Origin of the sequence: Jeotgalibacillus sp. S-D1 (genome assembly GCF_004358665.1) — a bacterium.
In the GTDB taxonomy this organism is placed as follows: domain Bacteria; phylum Bacillota; class Bacilli; order Bacillales; family Jeotgalibacillaceae; genus Jeotgalibacillus.
The window spans coordinates 382,625-399,258 of the sequence record NZ_SMZR01000001.1; the positions used below are offsets into that span (position 1 = coordinate 382,625).

General features: G+C 41.3%; 19 protein-coding genes. 18 read left to right on the plus strand and 1 reads right to left on the minus strand.

The window, feature by feature from the left end; all coding sequences use genetic code 11:
• The first annotated feature begins 2 nt into the window (after positions 1 to 2).
• From E2R51_RS01910 to recO, 18 genes are all read left to right on the plus strand, one after another.
• Positions 3 to 755 carry a 16S rRNA (uracil(1498)-N(3))-methyltransferase gene (locus E2R51_RS01910; protein WP_133375337.1) on the plus strand — a complete coding sequence of 251 codons (753 nt, stop codon included), beginning with the start codon at positions 3 to 5 and terminating at the stop codon, positions 753 to 755.
• Positions 756 to 760: 5 nt separating this feature from the next.
• Positions 761 to 2,101, plus strand: a complete 1,341-nt coding sequence (gene mtaB / locus E2R51_RS01915; RefSeq protein WP_133375338.1) for a tRNA (N(6)-L-threonylcarbamoyladenosine(37)-C(2))-methylthiotransferase MtaB — start codon at positions 761 to 763, stop codon at positions 2,099 to 2,101.
• Between the two features lie 155 nt (positions 2,102 to 2,256).
• Positions 2,257 to 2,928, plus strand: a complete 672-nt coding sequence (deoC, locus tag E2R51_RS01920) for a deoxyribose-phosphate aldolase (RefSeq protein ID WP_133375339.1) — start codon at positions 2,257 to 2,259, stop codon at positions 2,926 to 2,928.
• A gap of 296 nt (positions 2,929 to 3,224) precedes the next feature.
• The gene (gene rpsU, locus E2R51_RS01925) at positions 3,225 to 3,398 is read left to right on the plus strand and encodes a 30S ribosomal protein S21 (RefSeq protein WP_041059446.1); all 174 of its coding nucleotides are present in this window, start codon (positions 3,225 to 3,227) and stop codon (positions 3,396 to 3,398) included.
• Positions 3,399 to 3,422: 24 nt separating this feature from the next.
• Entirely contained in the window at positions 3,423 to 3,869 is a 447-nt protein-coding gene (locus tag E2R51_RS01930) for a GatB/YqeY domain-containing protein (protein WP_133375340.1), read from the plus strand.
• Between the two features lie 209 nt (positions 3,870 to 4,078).
• The gene (locus E2R51_RS01935; RefSeq protein WP_133375341.1) at positions 4,079 to 5,392 is read left to right on the plus strand and encodes an NfeD family protein; all 1,314 of its coding nucleotides are present in this window, start codon (positions 4,079 to 4,081) and stop codon (positions 5,390 to 5,392) included.
• Positions 5,393 to 5,407: 15 nt separating this feature from the next.
• Positions 5,408 to 6,391: a flotillin-like protein FloA gene (gene floA / locus E2R51_RS01940; protein ID WP_133375342.1), complete on the plus strand. Its 984-nt coding sequence runs from the start codon at positions 5,408 to 5,410 to the stop codon at positions 6,389 to 6,391.
• Positions 6,392 to 6,438: 47 nt separating this feature from the next.
• A complete protein-coding gene (locus tag E2R51_RS01945; protein WP_133375343.1) occupies positions 6,439 to 6,945 on the plus strand; it encodes a hypothetical protein in 507 nt (168 codons plus the stop codon).
• A gap of 57 nt (positions 6,946 to 7,002) precedes the next feature.
• On the plus strand, positions 7,003 to 7,302 hold the full coding sequence (gene yqfC, locus E2R51_RS01950) for a sporulation protein YqfC (protein ID WP_133375344.1): 300 nt from the start codon (positions 7,003 to 7,005) through the stop codon (positions 7,300 to 7,302).
• Entirely contained in the window at positions 7,299 to 8,477 is a 1,179-nt protein-coding gene (locus E2R51_RS01955) for a sporulation protein YqfD (protein WP_133375345.1), read from the plus strand. Before yqfC ends, E2R51_RS01955 begins: the two co-directional genes overlap by 4 nt.
• Positions 8,474 to 9,439, plus strand: a complete 966-nt coding sequence (locus E2R51_RS01960) for a PhoH family protein (RefSeq protein ID WP_133375346.1) — start codon at positions 8,474 to 8,476, stop codon at positions 9,437 to 9,439. The genes E2R51_RS01955 and E2R51_RS01960 overlap by 4 nt, the downstream gene beginning before the upstream one ends.
• Before the next feature lie 181 nt (positions 9,440 to 9,620).
• On the plus strand, positions 9,621 to 11,774 hold the full coding sequence (locus E2R51_RS01965) for an HD family phosphohydrolase (RefSeq protein WP_133375347.1): 2,154 nt from the start codon (positions 9,621 to 9,623) through the stop codon (positions 11,772 to 11,774).
• Positions 11,771 to 12,244 carry an rRNA maturation RNase YbeY gene (ybeY, locus tag E2R51_RS01970; RefSeq protein WP_133375348.1) on the plus strand — a complete coding sequence of 158 codons (474 nt, stop codon included), beginning with the start codon at positions 11,771 to 11,773 and terminating at the stop codon, positions 12,242 to 12,244. Before E2R51_RS01965 ends, ybeY begins: the two co-directional genes overlap by 4 nt.
• A gap of 1 nt (position 12,245) precedes the next feature.
• Positions 12,246 to 12,614, plus strand: coding sequence for a diacylglycerol kinase family protein (locus E2R51_RS01975; RefSeq protein ID WP_240732940.1), 369 nt, complete (start codon positions 12,246 to 12,248; stop codon positions 12,612 to 12,614).
• 98 nt (positions 12,615 to 12,712) lie between these two features.
• On the plus strand, positions 12,713 to 13,120 hold the full coding sequence (locus E2R51_RS01980) for a cytidine deaminase (RefSeq protein WP_133375349.1): 408 nt from the start codon (positions 12,713 to 12,715) through the stop codon (positions 13,118 to 13,120).
• Positions 13,104 to 14,015, plus strand: coding sequence for a GTPase Era (gene era, locus E2R51_RS01985; protein ID WP_133375350.1), 912 nt, complete (start codon positions 13,104 to 13,106; stop codon positions 14,013 to 14,015). Before E2R51_RS01980 ends, era begins: the two co-directional genes overlap by 17 nt.
• Before the next feature lie 117 nt (positions 14,016 to 14,132).
• Entirely contained in the window at positions 14,133 to 14,282 is a 150-nt protein-coding gene (locus tag E2R51_RS01990) for a YqzL family protein (RefSeq protein WP_133375351.1), read from the plus strand.
• A 39-nt stretch (positions 14,283 to 14,321) separates the two neighbouring features.
• Positions 14,322 to 15,098, plus strand: coding sequence for a DNA repair protein RecO (gene recO, locus E2R51_RS01995; RefSeq protein WP_133375352.1), 777 nt, complete (start codon positions 14,322 to 14,324; stop codon positions 15,096 to 15,098).
• Positions 15,099 to 15,147: 49 nt separating this feature from the next.
• On the opposite strand, the gene E2R51_RS02000 is transcribed toward recO, so the two are convergent.
• Positions 15,148 to 16,524, minus strand: coding sequence for a glycine--tRNA ligase (locus tag E2R51_RS02000; RefSeq protein WP_133375353.1), 1,377 nt, complete (start codon positions 16,522 to 16,524; stop codon positions 15,148 to 15,150).
• Between the last annotated feature and the right edge of the window lie 110 nt (positions 16,525 to 16,634).

The window sequence follows — 16,634 nt, forward strand, 5'->3', positions numbered from 1 at the left end:
CCATGCAGCGCTACTTTTACGATGGGCTTCCAGATGAATCAAACCAATTTATCATGAATGGCGAAGATGCCCATCATATTATCCGGGTTATGAGAATGCAGGTAAATGATCAACTTATAGCTGTCTTTAGCGATGAAACGAGTGCTGTATGCCATATTAATCAAATAACAGATGATAATGTTTTTTGTGCAATCGACCATTTAATTGTAAATTCTCCGGAACTCCCTGTACAGGTGACCATTGCTCAAGGTTTGCCAAAAGGGGACAAGCTTGAACTTGTCATTCAAAAATCAACAGAGCTGGGCGCTTTTTCTTTTCTCCCGTTTACTGCTGAACGATCAATTGTAAAATGGGATGCAAAAAAAGGGGCCAAAAAAGTAGACAGATGGAGCAAAATTGCCAAAGAAGCGGCAGAACAATCGCACCGGCATCATTTGCCGGCTATCTCAGCTCCCATATCTTTTAAGGAACTGGTAACAGCATCAAAATCATTTGACACAGTCGTAGTTGCATTTGAAGAACAGGCGAAAAATGGAGAGCGCTCATTATTTTCAAAAGCTCTTGAAAATGCATCAGCCGGCCAGTCGATTCTTGTCGTTGTAGGACCTGAAGGCGGACTTTCTGAACGAGAGGTTACACAACTAGAAGAAGCCGGTGCGTTTAGCTGCGGCTTCGGACCGCGAATACTAAGAACGGAGACTGCACCGCTTTATGCGCTGGCAGCAATCTCCTATCATTTTGAACTAATGAGGTGAAGAAAATGGCAACAGTCGCATTTCATACACTTGGGTGCAAGGTCAACCACTATGAAACAGAAGCGATTTGGCAGCTGTTTAAATCCAATGGCTATGAAAGAGTAGAATATGACCACTCTTCTGATGTGTATGTCATTAATACATGTACAGTAACCAACACAGGAGATAAAAAAAGCCGGCAAGTCATTCGCCGTGCAATCCGTAAAAATCCGGAGGCTGTCATTTGTGTGACAGGGTGTTATGCTCAGACTTCTCCAGCTGAAATTATGGCTATCCCAGGTGTTGATGTAGTAGTGGGTACACAGGATCGCACTAAAATGCTGGATTATATTGAACAGTACAAAATTGAAAGACAGCCAATTAACGGCGTAACCAATATCATGAAGAATCGTGTTTATGAAGAATTGGATGTACCGGCTTTTACAGACAGAACACGGGCCTCTTTGAAAATTCAGGAGGGCTGTAATAATTTCTGTACATTTTGCATCATCCCATGGGCACGCGGACTAATGCGTTCAAGGGATCCAAAAGATGTGCTTCACCAGGCCCAGCAGCTGGTGGACGCAGGCTACAAGGAAATTGTTCTTACCGGTATCCATACCGGCGGTTACGGGGAGGACATGAAAGATTATAACCTGGCAATGCTCTTGACTGATCTTGAACGCGAAGTAAAAGGGCTTAAAAGAATCCGCATATCTTCCATTGAAGCAAGCCAGCTGACTGACGAGGTAATCGATGTTATTGACCGTTCCAAAATGGTCGTCCGTCATCTCCATATCCCTTTGCAGTCAGGATCCAACACGGTGCTAAAACGTATGCGCCGTAAATATACAATGGAATTTTTTGCAGAACGCCTTGAAAAACTTAAGAAGGCATTGCCCGGTTTAGCAGTTACTTCTGATGTCATTGTAGGGTTTCCCGGCGAAACCGAAGAGGAATTTTTGGAAACCTTCCAATTCATTAAGGATCAGAAGTTTTCTGAGCTTCATGTATTTCCGTATTCTAAGCGTACAGGAACTCCCGCTGCGAGAATGGACGATCAAATCGATGAAGAGGTTAAGAATGACCGTGTCCATCGACTGATTGCGCTATCAGATCAATTGGCAAAAGAGTATGCTTCGCTATTTGAAAACGAAGTGCTGGAAGTAATACCGGAAGAAAGATACAAAGAAGATTCATCCGGCAAATTATATGTGGGCTACACGGACAATTATTTGAAAGTTGTTTTTCCAGCTAGTGAAGACATGATTGGAAAGCTTATTAAAGTAAAACTGACTGAAGCTGGTTATCCAATTAATCGAGGAGAATTTGTTCGAGTGCTGGAGCCATCTGAACTTATTTCATAGACATAAAAAGCACCGGGTTATTTGTTCGTTTCAAAACGTTGGAATTGAATGAATAGTCGGTGTTTTTCTTTGCGTGAAAACGCAGTCAATCACATAGCTTAATGTTTCATATCGTGGTATAATAGGTACGTACATCTAACTAAAGGAGAATGATTATGACTGTAAATATAGCAAAAATGATTGATCATACACTGCTAAAACCAGAAGCAACAAAAAATCAAATTGCAGAGCTGTGCCAGGAAGCAAGTGAGAATGGCTTCATGTCAGTCTGTGTAAATCCTGCATGGGTAAAGCTTTCAAGTGATTTACTGCATGAAACGGATGTGAAAGTCTGCACAGTAATCGGCTTTCCACTAGGAGCATCCACAACGGAAACAAAGGCTTTTGAAACAAAAAAAGCTATTGAAGATGGAGCAACGGAAGTGGATATGGTCATCAATATCGGCGCTTTAAAAAGTGGTCAGTTTGATGCTGTTCAGCAGGATATTCAGGCAGTAACTGCTGCAGCATCGGGAAAAGCGCTGACTAAGGTAATCATTGAAACTTCATTATTAACAAATGAAGAAAAAGTACGCGCGTGTGAGCTTGCAGTAGCAGCGGGCGCTGATTATGTAAAAACATCAACTGGATTTTCAACAGGCGGAGCAACGGTTGAAGATATCCGTTTGATGAGAGAGACTGTCGGTCCTGAAATTGGCGTGAAAGCATCAGGGGGTGTCCGTTCTACAGAGGATGCAAACAACATGATCGAAGCAGGAGCAACCCGCATCGGTGCAAGCTCTGGAGTAAAAATTCTTCAAGGCCTTGTTGCGGACAGCGATTACTAATTCGGATCATTTGGTGAAGAAGCTAATATCATTCCAGCAAAAGTGCTGCGCAGTGCTTAAGAGCGATTCCAATGTTTTATCCAGTCCTTGAAACAGTTCAGTTTAAACCAGTGTTCTTTTATGTTAAATATAGTTGACCGACACAGGTCGATATATTATACTAGATAAGTACATGGGGTTTCCCCCGTGAATGCCAGTAAGTATCCCTATCTTACTGCATGCAATGAAGGATGACTTATGTTGTTCTCTTTGCTTGAACTTGTAAGTGTAGTGTGTTCGGAGGGAGGGAAAGAGAGATGTCAAGAACGGTTGTTCGTAAAAACGAATCACTTGAAGATGCTCTTCGCCGCTTCAAAAAGACTACATCAAAGGCTGGTACTTTACAAGAGTTCAGAAAGCGTGAATTCTATGAGAAGCCAAGCGTGAAGCGTAAGAAAAAGTCTGAAGCAGCAAGAAAGCGTAAGTTCTAACTTTAAGAATTGAGGGTGCCTGAATTGAGTCTTCTTGAGCGTCTTAACCAAGATATGAAAATAGCGATGAAAAACAAAGAAAAAGATAGTCTTTCGGTTATCCGGATGGTTAAATCTGCTCTGCAAAACGAGGGCTACAAACTCGGCAGACAAGAATTAACAGATGATGAATCTTTAACTGTACTTTCTCGTGAATTAAAGCAACGGAAAGACTCATATCAAGAGTTTAAAAATGCAGGTCGAGATGATCTGGCTGATAAACTTGAATCCGAAATTGCGCTAATCGAAACCTATATGCCTCGCCAGTTATCTGATGAGGAGCTTGATTCCATTGTTGTTCAAACAATTAATGAAACCAACGCTTCCACAAAGGCTGACATGGGTAAAGTTATGAGTGCCATTATGCCTAAAGTTAAAGGCAAAGCAGATGGCGGGAGAGTTAACGCTCTTGTCATGAAGCACTTATCATAAAACTAGCTGATCACTTTCATGTGTTATCAGTCGATTGATAAACGAGCCGTGATGATTTTTCATCACGGCTTGATTATTTTCCGACTGTAAGTACACAATGTAAGGGGGTCAGTTTTTTTTTATATTAAAAACATTATTTATTGAAACTTTTTTGCAACTCATGCGTAAATAAGGTACTGGGAAATAAAACTCAAGAAAGGGGGATTTAAATGAGTCGCAAGTGGACGGCAATTTTTTCAGTTGCTGTTGTTCTTTTCTCCTTGGTATTAGCAATTCAGCCGGTTAAAGCATCAGGTGAAATTGTGTACGTTGTCCCGCTGGAAAAAGAAGTGGAGCGAGGGCTTGCCTCCTTTCTTGAACGAGCAATTACCGAAGCAGAGAAAGCCGAAGCGGATGCAATTATTTTTGATATCAATACTCCGGGAGGAGCTGTAAATGCCGCTGAGGAAATTGCAGAGACAGTAAGTGGCACTGAATTAAATACAGTAGCGTTTGTTAATCCCAATGCACTCTCGGCCGGAGCATTTATTGCACTAAATGCAGACGAGATTTATATGGCTGAAAGCAGCAAGATGGGAGCAGCTGCCATTATAGATTCAGCCGGCAATATGGCGAATGAAAAAGCAAGAAGCTCCTGGTATGCGACGATGACAAATGCTGCGGAAACATCTGGCCGCGATCCGATTTATGCGCAGGCAATGGTTGAGACCAGCATAGATCTCCCGGAGGTGAATGCACCGGAGGGCCAATTATTGACCCTCACACAAACGCAGGCTGAAGAGGTGGGTTATTCAGAGGGAACGGTTGCTGATTTAGAGGAAGTGTTGGCCAATATAGGGCTGGAAGATGCTGAGATTCGATCGGTTGAACCAAGTTTTACTGAAAATATTGCCCGCTTTATAACAAGCCCGATGATTGTGCCGCTGCTGCTTTCTATTGCAAGCTTAGGGTTTATCATTGAACTTTTTTCCCCGGGCTTTGGTATAGCAGGTATAATGGGATTAATCGCAATGATGATGTTCTTTTTTGGCCATTTAATCGCTGGATTGGCAGGCTTGGAAGTGCTGCTCCTCTTTTTAATTGGTATTGCATTGATCATTGCCGAATTTTTTGTGCCTGGAGGCATACTCGGTATTCTGGGTTTGGCTGCGGTTGTTGCAAGTATTTTGCTGTCGGGCAACAGCATTGCATATATGGGCATAGCCCTGTCCATTGCTTTGCTCGTAGCGGTAATCGGGATGGTGATTATGGTGAAATTTCTCGGTAAAAATCTGGATTTGTTAAAACGGATCATATTGAATGATTCAACGAGCACTGAAAGTGGGTACGTGTCCAATGTTAACCGGCATGAGCTTATCGGTAAAACCGGCTTGACGAGAACCCCGCTTCGTCCATCTGGAACAATTGTGATAGAAGACGAACGAATTGACGCGGTTACTGAAGGAGGCTACATTGACAAAGAAAAACAAGTCAAGGTAGTAAAGGTGGAAGGCTCTCGGATTGTTGTTCGGGAAATAGACTAAAGGAGTGGGTAAATAATGGGAACAGAAGCTATTACATTGATTGTTATTATCGTTGCAGCCATTATCTTATTAAGCGTAATCTTTACATTCGTGCCGGTCACGCTGTGGATTTCAGCATTGGCGGCAGGCGTTAGAGTAAGTATCTTTACACTGATCGGGATGCGTTTAAGAAGAGTAATTCCAAACCGGGTTATTAACCCAATGATCAAAGCGTCAAAAGCAGGTGTAGGTGTTACCATTAACCAGCTTGAGAGTCATTATCTTGCAGGCGGTAATGTAGACCGGGTAGTAAATGCTCTAATTGCAGCACAACGTGCAAATATTGAGCTTGCCTTTGAACGTTGTGCTGCAATTGATCTTGCAGGACGTGACGTATTACAGGCTGTACAAATGAGTGTAAACCCTAAAGTAATTGAGACTCCTTTTATCGCCGGTGTAGCAATGAATGGAATCGAAGTTAAAGCAAAAGCCCGTATCACTGTTCGTGCTAACATTGAGCGTCTTGTTGGTGGTGCCGGTGAAGAAACAATTGTAGCGCGTGTCGGAGAGGGAATTGTTAGTACGATCGGTTCAAGTGAAGACCATAAAAAAGTGCTGGAAAATCCAGATTTGATTTCTCAAACCGTATTGGGTAAAGGACTTGATTCAGGTACTGCTTTTGAAATCCTATCGATTGATATCGCCGACGTTGATGTAGGCAAAAACATCGGAGCAGAACTTCAAACAGAGCAAGCTGAAGCAGATAAAAACATTGCACAAGCGAAAGCTGAAGAGCGTCGCGCAATGGCTGTAGCGCAAGAACAGGAAATGAGAGCACGCGTAGAGGAAATGAGAGCGAAGGTAGTGGAAGCAGAAGCAGAGGTACCTCTTGCAATGGCAGAAGCGCTTCGTGAAGGCAACATCGGCGTCATGGACTACATGAATATTAAAAACATTGATGCGGATACTGAAATGCGTGACTCGATTGGAAAAATTTCTGGTGACAAAAAAGAAAAATAATTGATTTAACGATACGGACCATTTGATCCTGAAGGGAGGATCCCTCCATGGAACTAATTATCATGGCAATATTAGCGGGTATTGTGAGCTTTATTGGAAACCAAAAGAAAAAAAGCGAAGAGCAGACCGCACAAAAATCTGCTCAAAACTCAAAGCAGCATGCTCCTTCTCAGTCTGCAAACACTCAGCCGCCAAGCAAGCGGGATAGAGTGAAAAATGCACGCGATGCATTTGACAGCAGAGCAAAAGAGTTAAAACAGGAATATGACCGGCAGAAAGTTGAGGTTGAACGGTCAAAGCCACAAAGACTGCCGCGTGTTGAAAATGCAGATGTGCCCACTGCAGATATTGACCTGACACAGTCAGCCGGAAGAGCCTCATCCAATCGCCCGGTTTCGCAAAGAAATAAATCTGCTGCCGGCGCTCCTAAGGTTGAAGAGCTGCCAATAAAAAAAGGACTGACTGAAAAGGATCTCGTTAACGGAATTGTCATGGCTGAAATTCTGGGCTCTCCAAGATCAAAACAACGTCATTCTACAAGAATGACACGTTAAAATAGTTATGAACCCCCTTCCCGTTTCATATAGATGAAATGAGAGGGGGGCTTTTTTATGTCTAGCTGGCTTACGCGGACGAAACAAATGATCGGCAGTACGTTAAAACTACCTGAAGATCTTTTGTTGGATCTACCAAGAACGACATGGATTGGTTCCTTTCTTCTGCACATCGAAAATCATAAAGGCTTAATTCGAGTGGAAAAAGAAATCATAAGCATAAAGGTATTCGACGGAAGGATCATCATTACCGGGAACGCTCTTCAAATTCAGTCCATGGACGCCGAAGAAATGGTTATAAAAGGGGAAATCGACCAGGTAGAATATAAACGGCAGCAAGGTGGAGAAAAAGAATGAAACCTATGTTACCAGGAACAGTAGCTGTTACGTTAAAAGGAAAAGCATATCCGGCTGTACTGCAGCGGCTTCATCAGCAATCCGTTTCCCTACATAATATAAGGTCTACAGGAGAGGATGAAATTGAATTCTATATTGACCACCAGTCTCTTTCCTCATTGCGAAAGGCAGTATTTAAGACCGGGTGTAAAATACATCTAAAACGCGGTGAAGGACTGGTTTATGAAATTGAAAACTGGTTTAAGCTTCGTTCATTTATCCTATGGATGATAATAGCGATTGTTTTAGTCATAGGCAGTTCTAAATTTTTATGGTCAATTGAACTCGTGGGAGCAACTCCTGAAATTCAGTACGAAGTAAATCAGGCCTTAAAGGAACAGGGATTTTCCCCAGGTAGGTTAAAGACGTTTCTTCCAAATGAAGAAAAATTAGCACCCGTGTTATACGATCAAATTGACAAGCTATCCTGGCTTGGAATGGAATGGCAGGGAACAAAGCTTATCGTTCATTTAAAACAGAAACAAGGAAAAAATATAAATGAAAAATTAACACCTTCCCATATTGTGGCTGCCAAAAAAGGTACCATTCAGTCAATGCTGATTGAATCAGGACAAGCAGTTGAAAATGTGAATAGTGTGGTGAAAAAAGGCCAGCTTATTGTTACAGGTCTTGTCGGGCGGGAAGAAGAGAAAAAAGCCGTTCCTTCAAAAGGCGTCGTCATGGCAGAGACTTGGTATGAAGTAAATGTAGTCATCCCGCAGCAATTAACGAGGGAAGCGCTGACTGGAAACGAAGAAACAAAAACATCATTTAAAATATTTCAATGGGAAACACCACAGCTTTTCTGGAAAAAGCCATTTTCCGAGTCTGTTGAACAGAAAAGCGTGAAAGAATATACGTTGCTGGGCAAGGATTTACCTGTAAAAAAACAAGTGACTCACTTTTTTGAAACCAAACGCTCAGTAGTGAAGGTTAAACAGGCAGAAGCCATTGATATTGCAAAAAAAGTGGCCAGAGAAGAGGTGGCAGCCCTTATTGGCGGTGCCGGGAAAATTGAGAATGAAAAAATTTTGCATCAGCAAATTGACAATGGTAAAGTTAAGCTAACAATCTATTTCCAAGCGATTGAAGATATTGCAGAAGTTAAACCTTTTACCGAGGAGACACGCGAATGACAGATGAACGTACAACCATTGATTTACCATTAGAAGATCCGAATGAAGCAGTATCGTTATTTGGAACATCCGATACCCATTTAAAGACAATCGAAACCGAACTCGAAGTGACAATCGTCTCACGAGGAGAAACGATCCGTATAACAGGAACACCAGAAAAAACCCAGCATGCGCAGACTGTACTTAATCAACTACTCAAGGTTATTCGTAAGGGCGTTCAAATCAGCCAGCGGGATGTTATGTATGCTGTTCAAATGGTACTGCGTGGAACGATCGAATATTTTGATGATTTATATGATGAAGAAATAACTAAAAGTGCTAAAGGTAAGCCGATACGGGCTAAAACAATGGGTCAGCGGCAATACGTGACCGAAATTCGTAAAAATGATTTAGTTTTCGGCATCGGACCGGCTGGAACTGGTAAAACCTATCTGGCTGTAGTAATGGCTGTTCAGGCGCTAAAGAGCAACAAGGTACAGCGTATTATTTTAACCCGTCCGGCAGTTGAAGCAGGAGAAAGTCTTGGGTTCCTGCCCGGAGACTTAAAGGAAAAGGTAGATCCTTATCTTAGACCGCTTTATGATGCGCTTAACGATGTTTTAGGATCGGATCATACCCAGCGCCTGATCGAGCGCGGAATCATAGAAATTGCACCTCTGGCCTATATGAGAGGGCGCACACTGGATGACGCTTTTGTTATATTGGATGAAGCCCAAAATACTACACGTGCACAAATGAAAATGTTTTTAACCAGGCTTGGTTTTGGTTCGAAAATGGTGATTACAGGAGACCAGACTCAAGTCGACCTGCCAAAAGGGGTGGAGTCAGGTTTAGTTGCTGCTCAATCCATTTTAAAAAATGTTACAGGCATTGGATTCAATTATTTGGAACAAACCGATGTTGTAAGACATCCGCTTGTTGGAAGAATAATTGGTGCCTACGATCAAAAAGAAAAAAACTGATTCAATAGTCTGTCCCACATTTTCCAGTGTGGGGCAGACTTTTCATTTTTATCCTCCTATTTTCTGCTATACTAAAAAAAAGTCTGCATAAAGTTAATTAAAAATGAACTACTAACTACATACTGAATGAGCATCAAACAAATTTTAAGCAGAGACCTTTTTATTACTGGGGAGTGAAAAGATGGAATATTGGATCAGGCGCATGAGGACAATGCTCAGTTATCGATTATTTACCTGGCTGTTACTCAGTGTGGTAGCTTTATTAACGTTTATTCTATTGTTCAGCCATGTGCGGATTGAAACATACGATATTCGTTTATTTTCTGTAGCAGAAGAAACCATTCGTTCACCTAAAACCGTTGTTGATGAAAGGCGAACTGAAATTGAAAAAGAAAGGGCGGCAGCTGAAGTTGCTGAAGTATATACCTACCGTCCTGAAATCCTTGACAACCGGACCTCGCTGGTAGCTTCAATTTTTGATTTTGCCATGGATTTTAACGCTGATGAAAGTCAGCCTGAAGAAGCAAATGAAGAAGTTGTAGTGACCCAAAATACACTGGAGAAATTAAAGGAAGCGTTATCAGAAGATGTCTCTGAAAACGTAACAACGGCAATTGACGATTCCGTTTTTCAAAAACTTTTATCATCAAGTGACGAAGAGCTTGAAAAAGCAAAAGGAATCACCGTTAATCAAATTGAATCAATCATGGCGGAACCGATTAAGCAGGCCGATGTAATAGTGAAAAAGGATGAAATGGAAGAACAGCTGCAGGGTTTTTCCATCCAGGATAACCTGAAACTTGCATCCATCGAACTAGGCCGTTTTGCTGTTGTTGAAAATAACATCTTTGACGCTGATCAAACCAATGCCAGGGTAAAGCAGGTCAGAGAAGCTGTTGAACCTGTACAAATTCTTGAAGGGCAAGTGATTGTGCAGGAGGGTTATTTAATAGACCGGGATATCTTTCGTCAGTTGGAAGCGCTGGGACTTACGACAAATGACGATACAATTGCCCCATTTACCGGTTTAATTCTATTTTCAATTCTTATCATATTGGTTTTGCACTTTCAGTTTTCGTCATGGGATATTGAAGAAGAAAAGAAACAAAACTATTTAACCATTGTAAGCATGATTTTTCTTTTGTCGCTTGGCTTAATGAAGGTGACGGAGCTCGTTCGGGAACTGGATATTATAAAAGTCGGCTATTTGTTTCCGGCGGCAATGGCTGCAATGCTGATCAGAAGCATGATCAACACCCGGCTGGCCTTAGTGGTAACAATTTTAATCTCAGCATGTGGCAGCATTGTTTTTAATGATAATATAACAGGATCCATCAATGTTGAGATAGCCATCTACTTTTTATTCAGCGGCCTGGCGGGGGTATTGTTTTTATCTCATACTAAACGCAGAACCTATTTGCTTAGAGCAGGCTTGTTTGTATCAGTTGGCAATATCATTGTACTGTTAGCGATTGCTCTTATTCAAAATGTTCAATACAGCCTGATGGATTGGGCCATTTATCTTATTTTTGCGGTTGTGTCCGGAATTTTGGCCTCCGTTTTAACAATCGGATTACTGCCGTTATTTGAAGCGGGATTCGGAATTTTATCAACGATGAAGCTGGTGGAACTTTCAAATCCGAACCATCCGTTATTAAAGAAAATCCTTACTGAAGCGCCGGGAACCTATCATCATAGTGTGATGGTGGCGAATCTTGCTGAATCGGCATGTGAAGCGATTGGCGCTAATGGGCTGCTTGCACGGGTAGGCTGTTATTATCATGATATTGGCAAAACAAAACGCCCTCAATACTTTATCGAAAATCAGTTTAACAACCAGAATCCGCACGACCGACTGAGTCCTGAGGCTTCAAGAAATATTATCATTTCCCATGCCTTGGACGGAGCTGAAATGCTCAGAAAATACAAGCTTCCAAAACCCTTTATTGATATTGCAGAGCAGCATCACGGAACAACTTTGTTAAAGTTTTTCTACGTTAAAGCGAAGGAAGAAGGAATTAACGTTCAGGAAGAGGATTATCGCTACCCGGGTCCTAAACCGCAAACGAGGGAATCTGCTGTTATCTCAATTGCAGATAGTGTCGAAGCGGCTGTCCGTTCCATGAAAGATCCCACTTCAGAAAAAATTAAAAAGCTGATTGAGTCAATTGTGCAGGGGCGTTTGCAAGATGGCCAGCTGAACGAATGCGACTTAACCTTAAAAGAGCTGGAAATCATTAAACAGTCTTTCAGCGAAACATTAAACGGAATTTTTCATTCCCGTATTGAATATCCGGAAATAAAAATAGAGCGAGAAAGGAAGAAGCAGGCATGACCTTATTAATTGATTTTTCAGATGAAACAGCAGTACTTAAACAAGAAGATACAGAACTGATTCATCAGCTGCTTACATTTGCTGCTGAGAAAGAAGATATACAAAATGGAGAATGCTCCATAACGTTTGTAACAAATGAACGCATTCAGGAAATAAATCGTGATTATCGAAAAAAAGATCAGCCGACAGATGTAATTTCCTTCGCCATGGAGGAAAGTGGAGAGGGTGAGATCAATATAATTGGAGGAGAGGAACTGCCGAGAGTGCTCGGTGATATTATCATTTCTGTTCAAGTAGCGCAGGAACAAGCGGAAGACTACGGTCATTCTTTCTCAAGAGAACTCGGTTTTTTGGCGCTGCATGGGTTTCTTCATTTGCTTGGGTATGATCATATGAAAGAAGCGGACGAAGCCGTAATGTTTGGACGCCAAAATGCAATCTTAGAGGATTTTGGACTGAAGAGGTCTTAAAATGGATATGCGTAAGCTTGCTGCCTCATTTCGATACGCCTGGGAAGGAGTCAAGGATGTATGGATCAACGAGCAGAATTTTAAAATACATTCATTTACGGCTGCACTGATGATCTTGCTTGGGTTCTTTTTCAAACTGGCGATCATGGAATGGATCGTTCTGTTGATGGTCATCGCTATTGTCCTATCACTTGAAGTTATGAATACGGCCATTGAACGCAGTGTAGATCTGATAACTGCGTCCCGCCATCCGCTGGCAAAAAAAGCAAAGGATGCTTCTGCGGCTGCTGTTTTTTTATTTGCGTGCGGAGCAGCTGTAATCGGAATGCTTATTTTCCTTCCTAAGATAATTGAAATCGTTTTTAAATGAAATATGTAGTACAATGAAAGGTACTTGGAATAAGGTCATTGTTTACCGTATTTCAATCAATAACAGTCGTATGGAACCGTTTAAAGGAGAGCTGAAGAATGAAGATCGAACAATTGATGGAAGAAGCGAAGATCGCTCGGGAAAAAGCGTATGTGCCTTATTCTAAATTTAAAGTAGGGGCTGCTTTATTAACAGAGGATGGACGCGTCCATCATGGATGCAATATTGAAAACGCAGCTTACAGCATGTGTAATTGTGCAGAAAGAACAGCGTTGTTTAAGGCCTATGCTGAAGGTGATACGAAGTTTAAAGCGATTGCAGTTGTAGCTGATACAAATCGTCCTGTACCTCCGTGCGGAGCATGCAGACAGGTAATCGCGGAGCTATGTGATCAGTCGATGATGGTCTATTTAACAAATTTAAAAGGAGATGTTCAGGAATTAACAGTAGCAGAATTGCTTCCTGACGCTTTTTTACCGGAGGATTTGAATGCAGAACCAAAATAAACATAAATCAGGATTTATATCAATTGTAGGACGTCCGAATGTAGGAAAATCAACCTTTTTAAATCGGGTTATCGGACAAAAAATAGCAATCATGAGTGATAAGCCGCAAACCACGCGAAATAAAATTCAGGGTGTGTTAACCACAAATGAAAGTCAAATGATTTTTATTGATACACCTGGCATTCATAAACCCAAGCATAAGCTTGGAGATTTTATGATAAAAATGGCTACGAACACTTTTCGTGAGGTAGACCTTATTTTGTTCATGGTAAATGTCGATGAAGGGTTAGGGCGCGGTGATGAATTCATCATGGATTTGCTTAAAGACGTGAAAACCCCAGTATTTTTAGTGTTAAATAAAATAGATATGATACACCCGGATAAACTTCTTCCAATAATCGATGATTACCGTAACCGTCAGACCTTTAAAGAAGTTGTTCCCATTTCTGCGCTGGAAGGGAATAATGTTGAAACGCTTCTTGAACAAATTCAGGGGCATTTGCCGGAAGGTCCTCAGTATTATCCTGCTGACCAAATCACTGATCACCCGGAACGCTTTATCATTTCTGAGCTGATTAGAGAAAAAGCATTACATTTAACAAGAGAAGAAGTACCGCACTCCATCGCTGTATCTATTGAAAAGATAAGTAAAGAAGAGGGCAAAGAACTTATTAATGTAATGGCCACAATCATCGTAGAGCGTGATTCTCAAAAAGGAATTGTGATTGGCAAAAGAGGCGCCATGTTAAAAGAAATTGGCCAGCGGGCAAGAGAAGACATCGAGAATCTGTTAGGTTCAAAGGTTTATCTTGAGCTTTGGGTAAAAGTGCAAAAAGACTGGCGAAACAAAATGAACAATCTTCGGGACTTTGGGTTTAAGGAAGATGATTATTAAGATATAGATGGGACCAGCAGGCAGGAATGGGAAATGTTTCGAGCCATCATTAAGTCTAACAGGTGGAACACTAAAAACGTAATGGCATTCATGGACAACATGAAAGGTGTGAAACGTATGCGGAATTTTACGTGGGAAATTTTTAGTCAGACTGGCGATGTTGAATTGTATCTGCTGTTTAAAGAAATTGAAGAACAGGATTTGATGCAATCATTAAGTAAAACTCGGATTCATGAAGAGGAAACTGATCCTACGCTATATCAATAGTATTCATCGGACCTTCTGCAGCTGAAGGGAGGATTATTAATGCTCCAAAAATGTGAAGGCATCGTTGTTCGTACAAGTGATTATGGGGAATCCAATAAAATTGTCACCATATTTTCACGGGAATTCGGTAAATTTGCAGTAATGGCAAATGGCGCAAAAAAAGCAAACAGCCGCTTATCTGCAGTGTCCCAGCTGTTTACTTATGCCCATTTTCTTTTTCATAAAGGATCAGGAATGGGGTCACTGCAGCAAGGGGACCTCGTTGCCTCACAGCGGGGAATTAAAGAAGATCTTTTTAAAACTGCTTATGCTTCTTATATGGTTGAACTGCTTGATAAAGCAGTAGAGGACCGGCAGACTGATCCATTCCTGTTTGAGCTTCTTGTTCAGTGTCTTTCCTACATAAATGAAGGTCACGATGAAGAAGTGATTTGTTATATATTCGAAATGAAACTTTTGCCTGTCTACGGTGTGCAGCCGATTCTTAACGCTTGCGCTCATTGCGGAGAGACGGAGGGCAATTTTTCATTTTCAATAAGAGAAAACGGGCTTTTATGTCATCGTTGTGCCCATATGGACAACTATCGTTTAGCTATTTCTGCGAAAACGGTACGGTTGCTTCGCTTATTTTTTTATTTGGACCTTAACCGTCTTGGTAACATTTCTCTCCAGCAGGAAACGAAAAATGAAATAAGACAAGTGATCCGCACCTATTATGATGAATTTGTTGGCGTATTTATAAAATCCCGATCTTTCCTGGATCAAATGGATAAAATGAGGGATATGCTGAAAGTTAATGATAAAGACCAGAATTAGAAAAAAAGGAAGCCTCCTATAGTGGAGGCTTCCTTTTTTGTAGCTAAATTTAAAATTTAATTGCATTTTCCAAAAATGCTTTTACTTCAGATATCGGCATGCGATCTTGTGACATCGTATCACGATTACGCACAGTAACCTGTTTATCTTCAAGTGAATCAAAGTCGAATGTAATACAGAATGGCGTTCCTATTTCATCCTGTCGGCGGTAGCGTTTACCAATTGACTGAGATTCGTCAAAATCAACCATAAAATGCTGAGCCAGTTCTTGCTGTACTTTCAATGCCTCTTCGCTGAGCTTTTTAGAAAGCGGCAGCACTGCTGCTTTAAATGGAGCCAAAGCAGGGTGGAAGCGCAGTACAGTGCGTTGATCATTTTCCAGCTCTTCCTGATCATAAGCATCGCATAAAAATGCCAGTGTAACCCGGTCTGCCCCAAGGGAAGGTTCGATACAATACGGTACATAACGCTCATTTGTCTGCTGATCCAAATAAGTAAAATCTTCGTTCGAATGCTCCATATGGCGTTTTAAATCGAAGTCTGTGCGGTCGGCAATTCCCCATAGCTCTCCCCAGCCAAATGGAAAGCGGAATTCAATATCTGTAGTGGCATTGCTGTAATGGGAAAGCTCATCTTCATCGTGATCGCGCAGTCTTATGCTGTCATCCTTTATTCCCAAATTTAAAAGCCAATTTTTACAGAATTCGCGCCAGTAGCTGTGCCATTCAAGATCCTCACCCGGCTTGCAGAAGAACTCAATTTCCATTTGTTCGAATTCTCTTGTGCGGAATGTAAAGTTTCCGGGTGTAATTTCATTACGAAAGCTTTTGCCCACTTGTCCAATGCCAAATGGAACTCTTTTTCTCATTGTGCGTTGTACATTTTTGAAGTTAACAAAAATTCCTTGAGCCGTTTCTGGACGAAGGAAGATTTCGTTTGTAGATCCTTCTGTCACTCCCTGGAATGTTTTAAACATAAGGTTAAACTGGCGAATATCAGTAAAATCTTTTTTGCCGCAGGTTGGGCAGGCAATGTCATGCTCAACAATTAATTCCTGCATTCTTTCAAAGGGAAGTCCATCCACGATCATTTCTTGTCCTTTTGCTTCGATTGCGTTTTCAATTAATTTGTCAGCCCGGTGTCTGGCTTTACAGCTTTTGCAATCGATCATTGGATCGTTAAAATTACCAATATGGCCGGATGCTTCCCATGTTTTAGGATTCATTAAAATTGCTGCATCCAACCCGACATTATAAGGTGATTCCTGAATAAATTTTTTCCACCATGCTTTTTTAATATTGTTTTTCAGTTCGACCCCTAAAGGACCATAATCCCATGTATTGGCCAATCCTCCGTATATTTCTGAACCAGGAAAAACGAAACCTCGATGTTTGGCTAATTGTACAATTTCGTCCATTGAAGACATGACAGCCACTCCTTTTTATTATAGTTAGTTTTTGTACCGCGTTTATCCATGCGAGAGCTTAGTTCATAAGCTTTTCAGCAGCAAAAAAGCTCCGTCCCTGAGCTAAAATA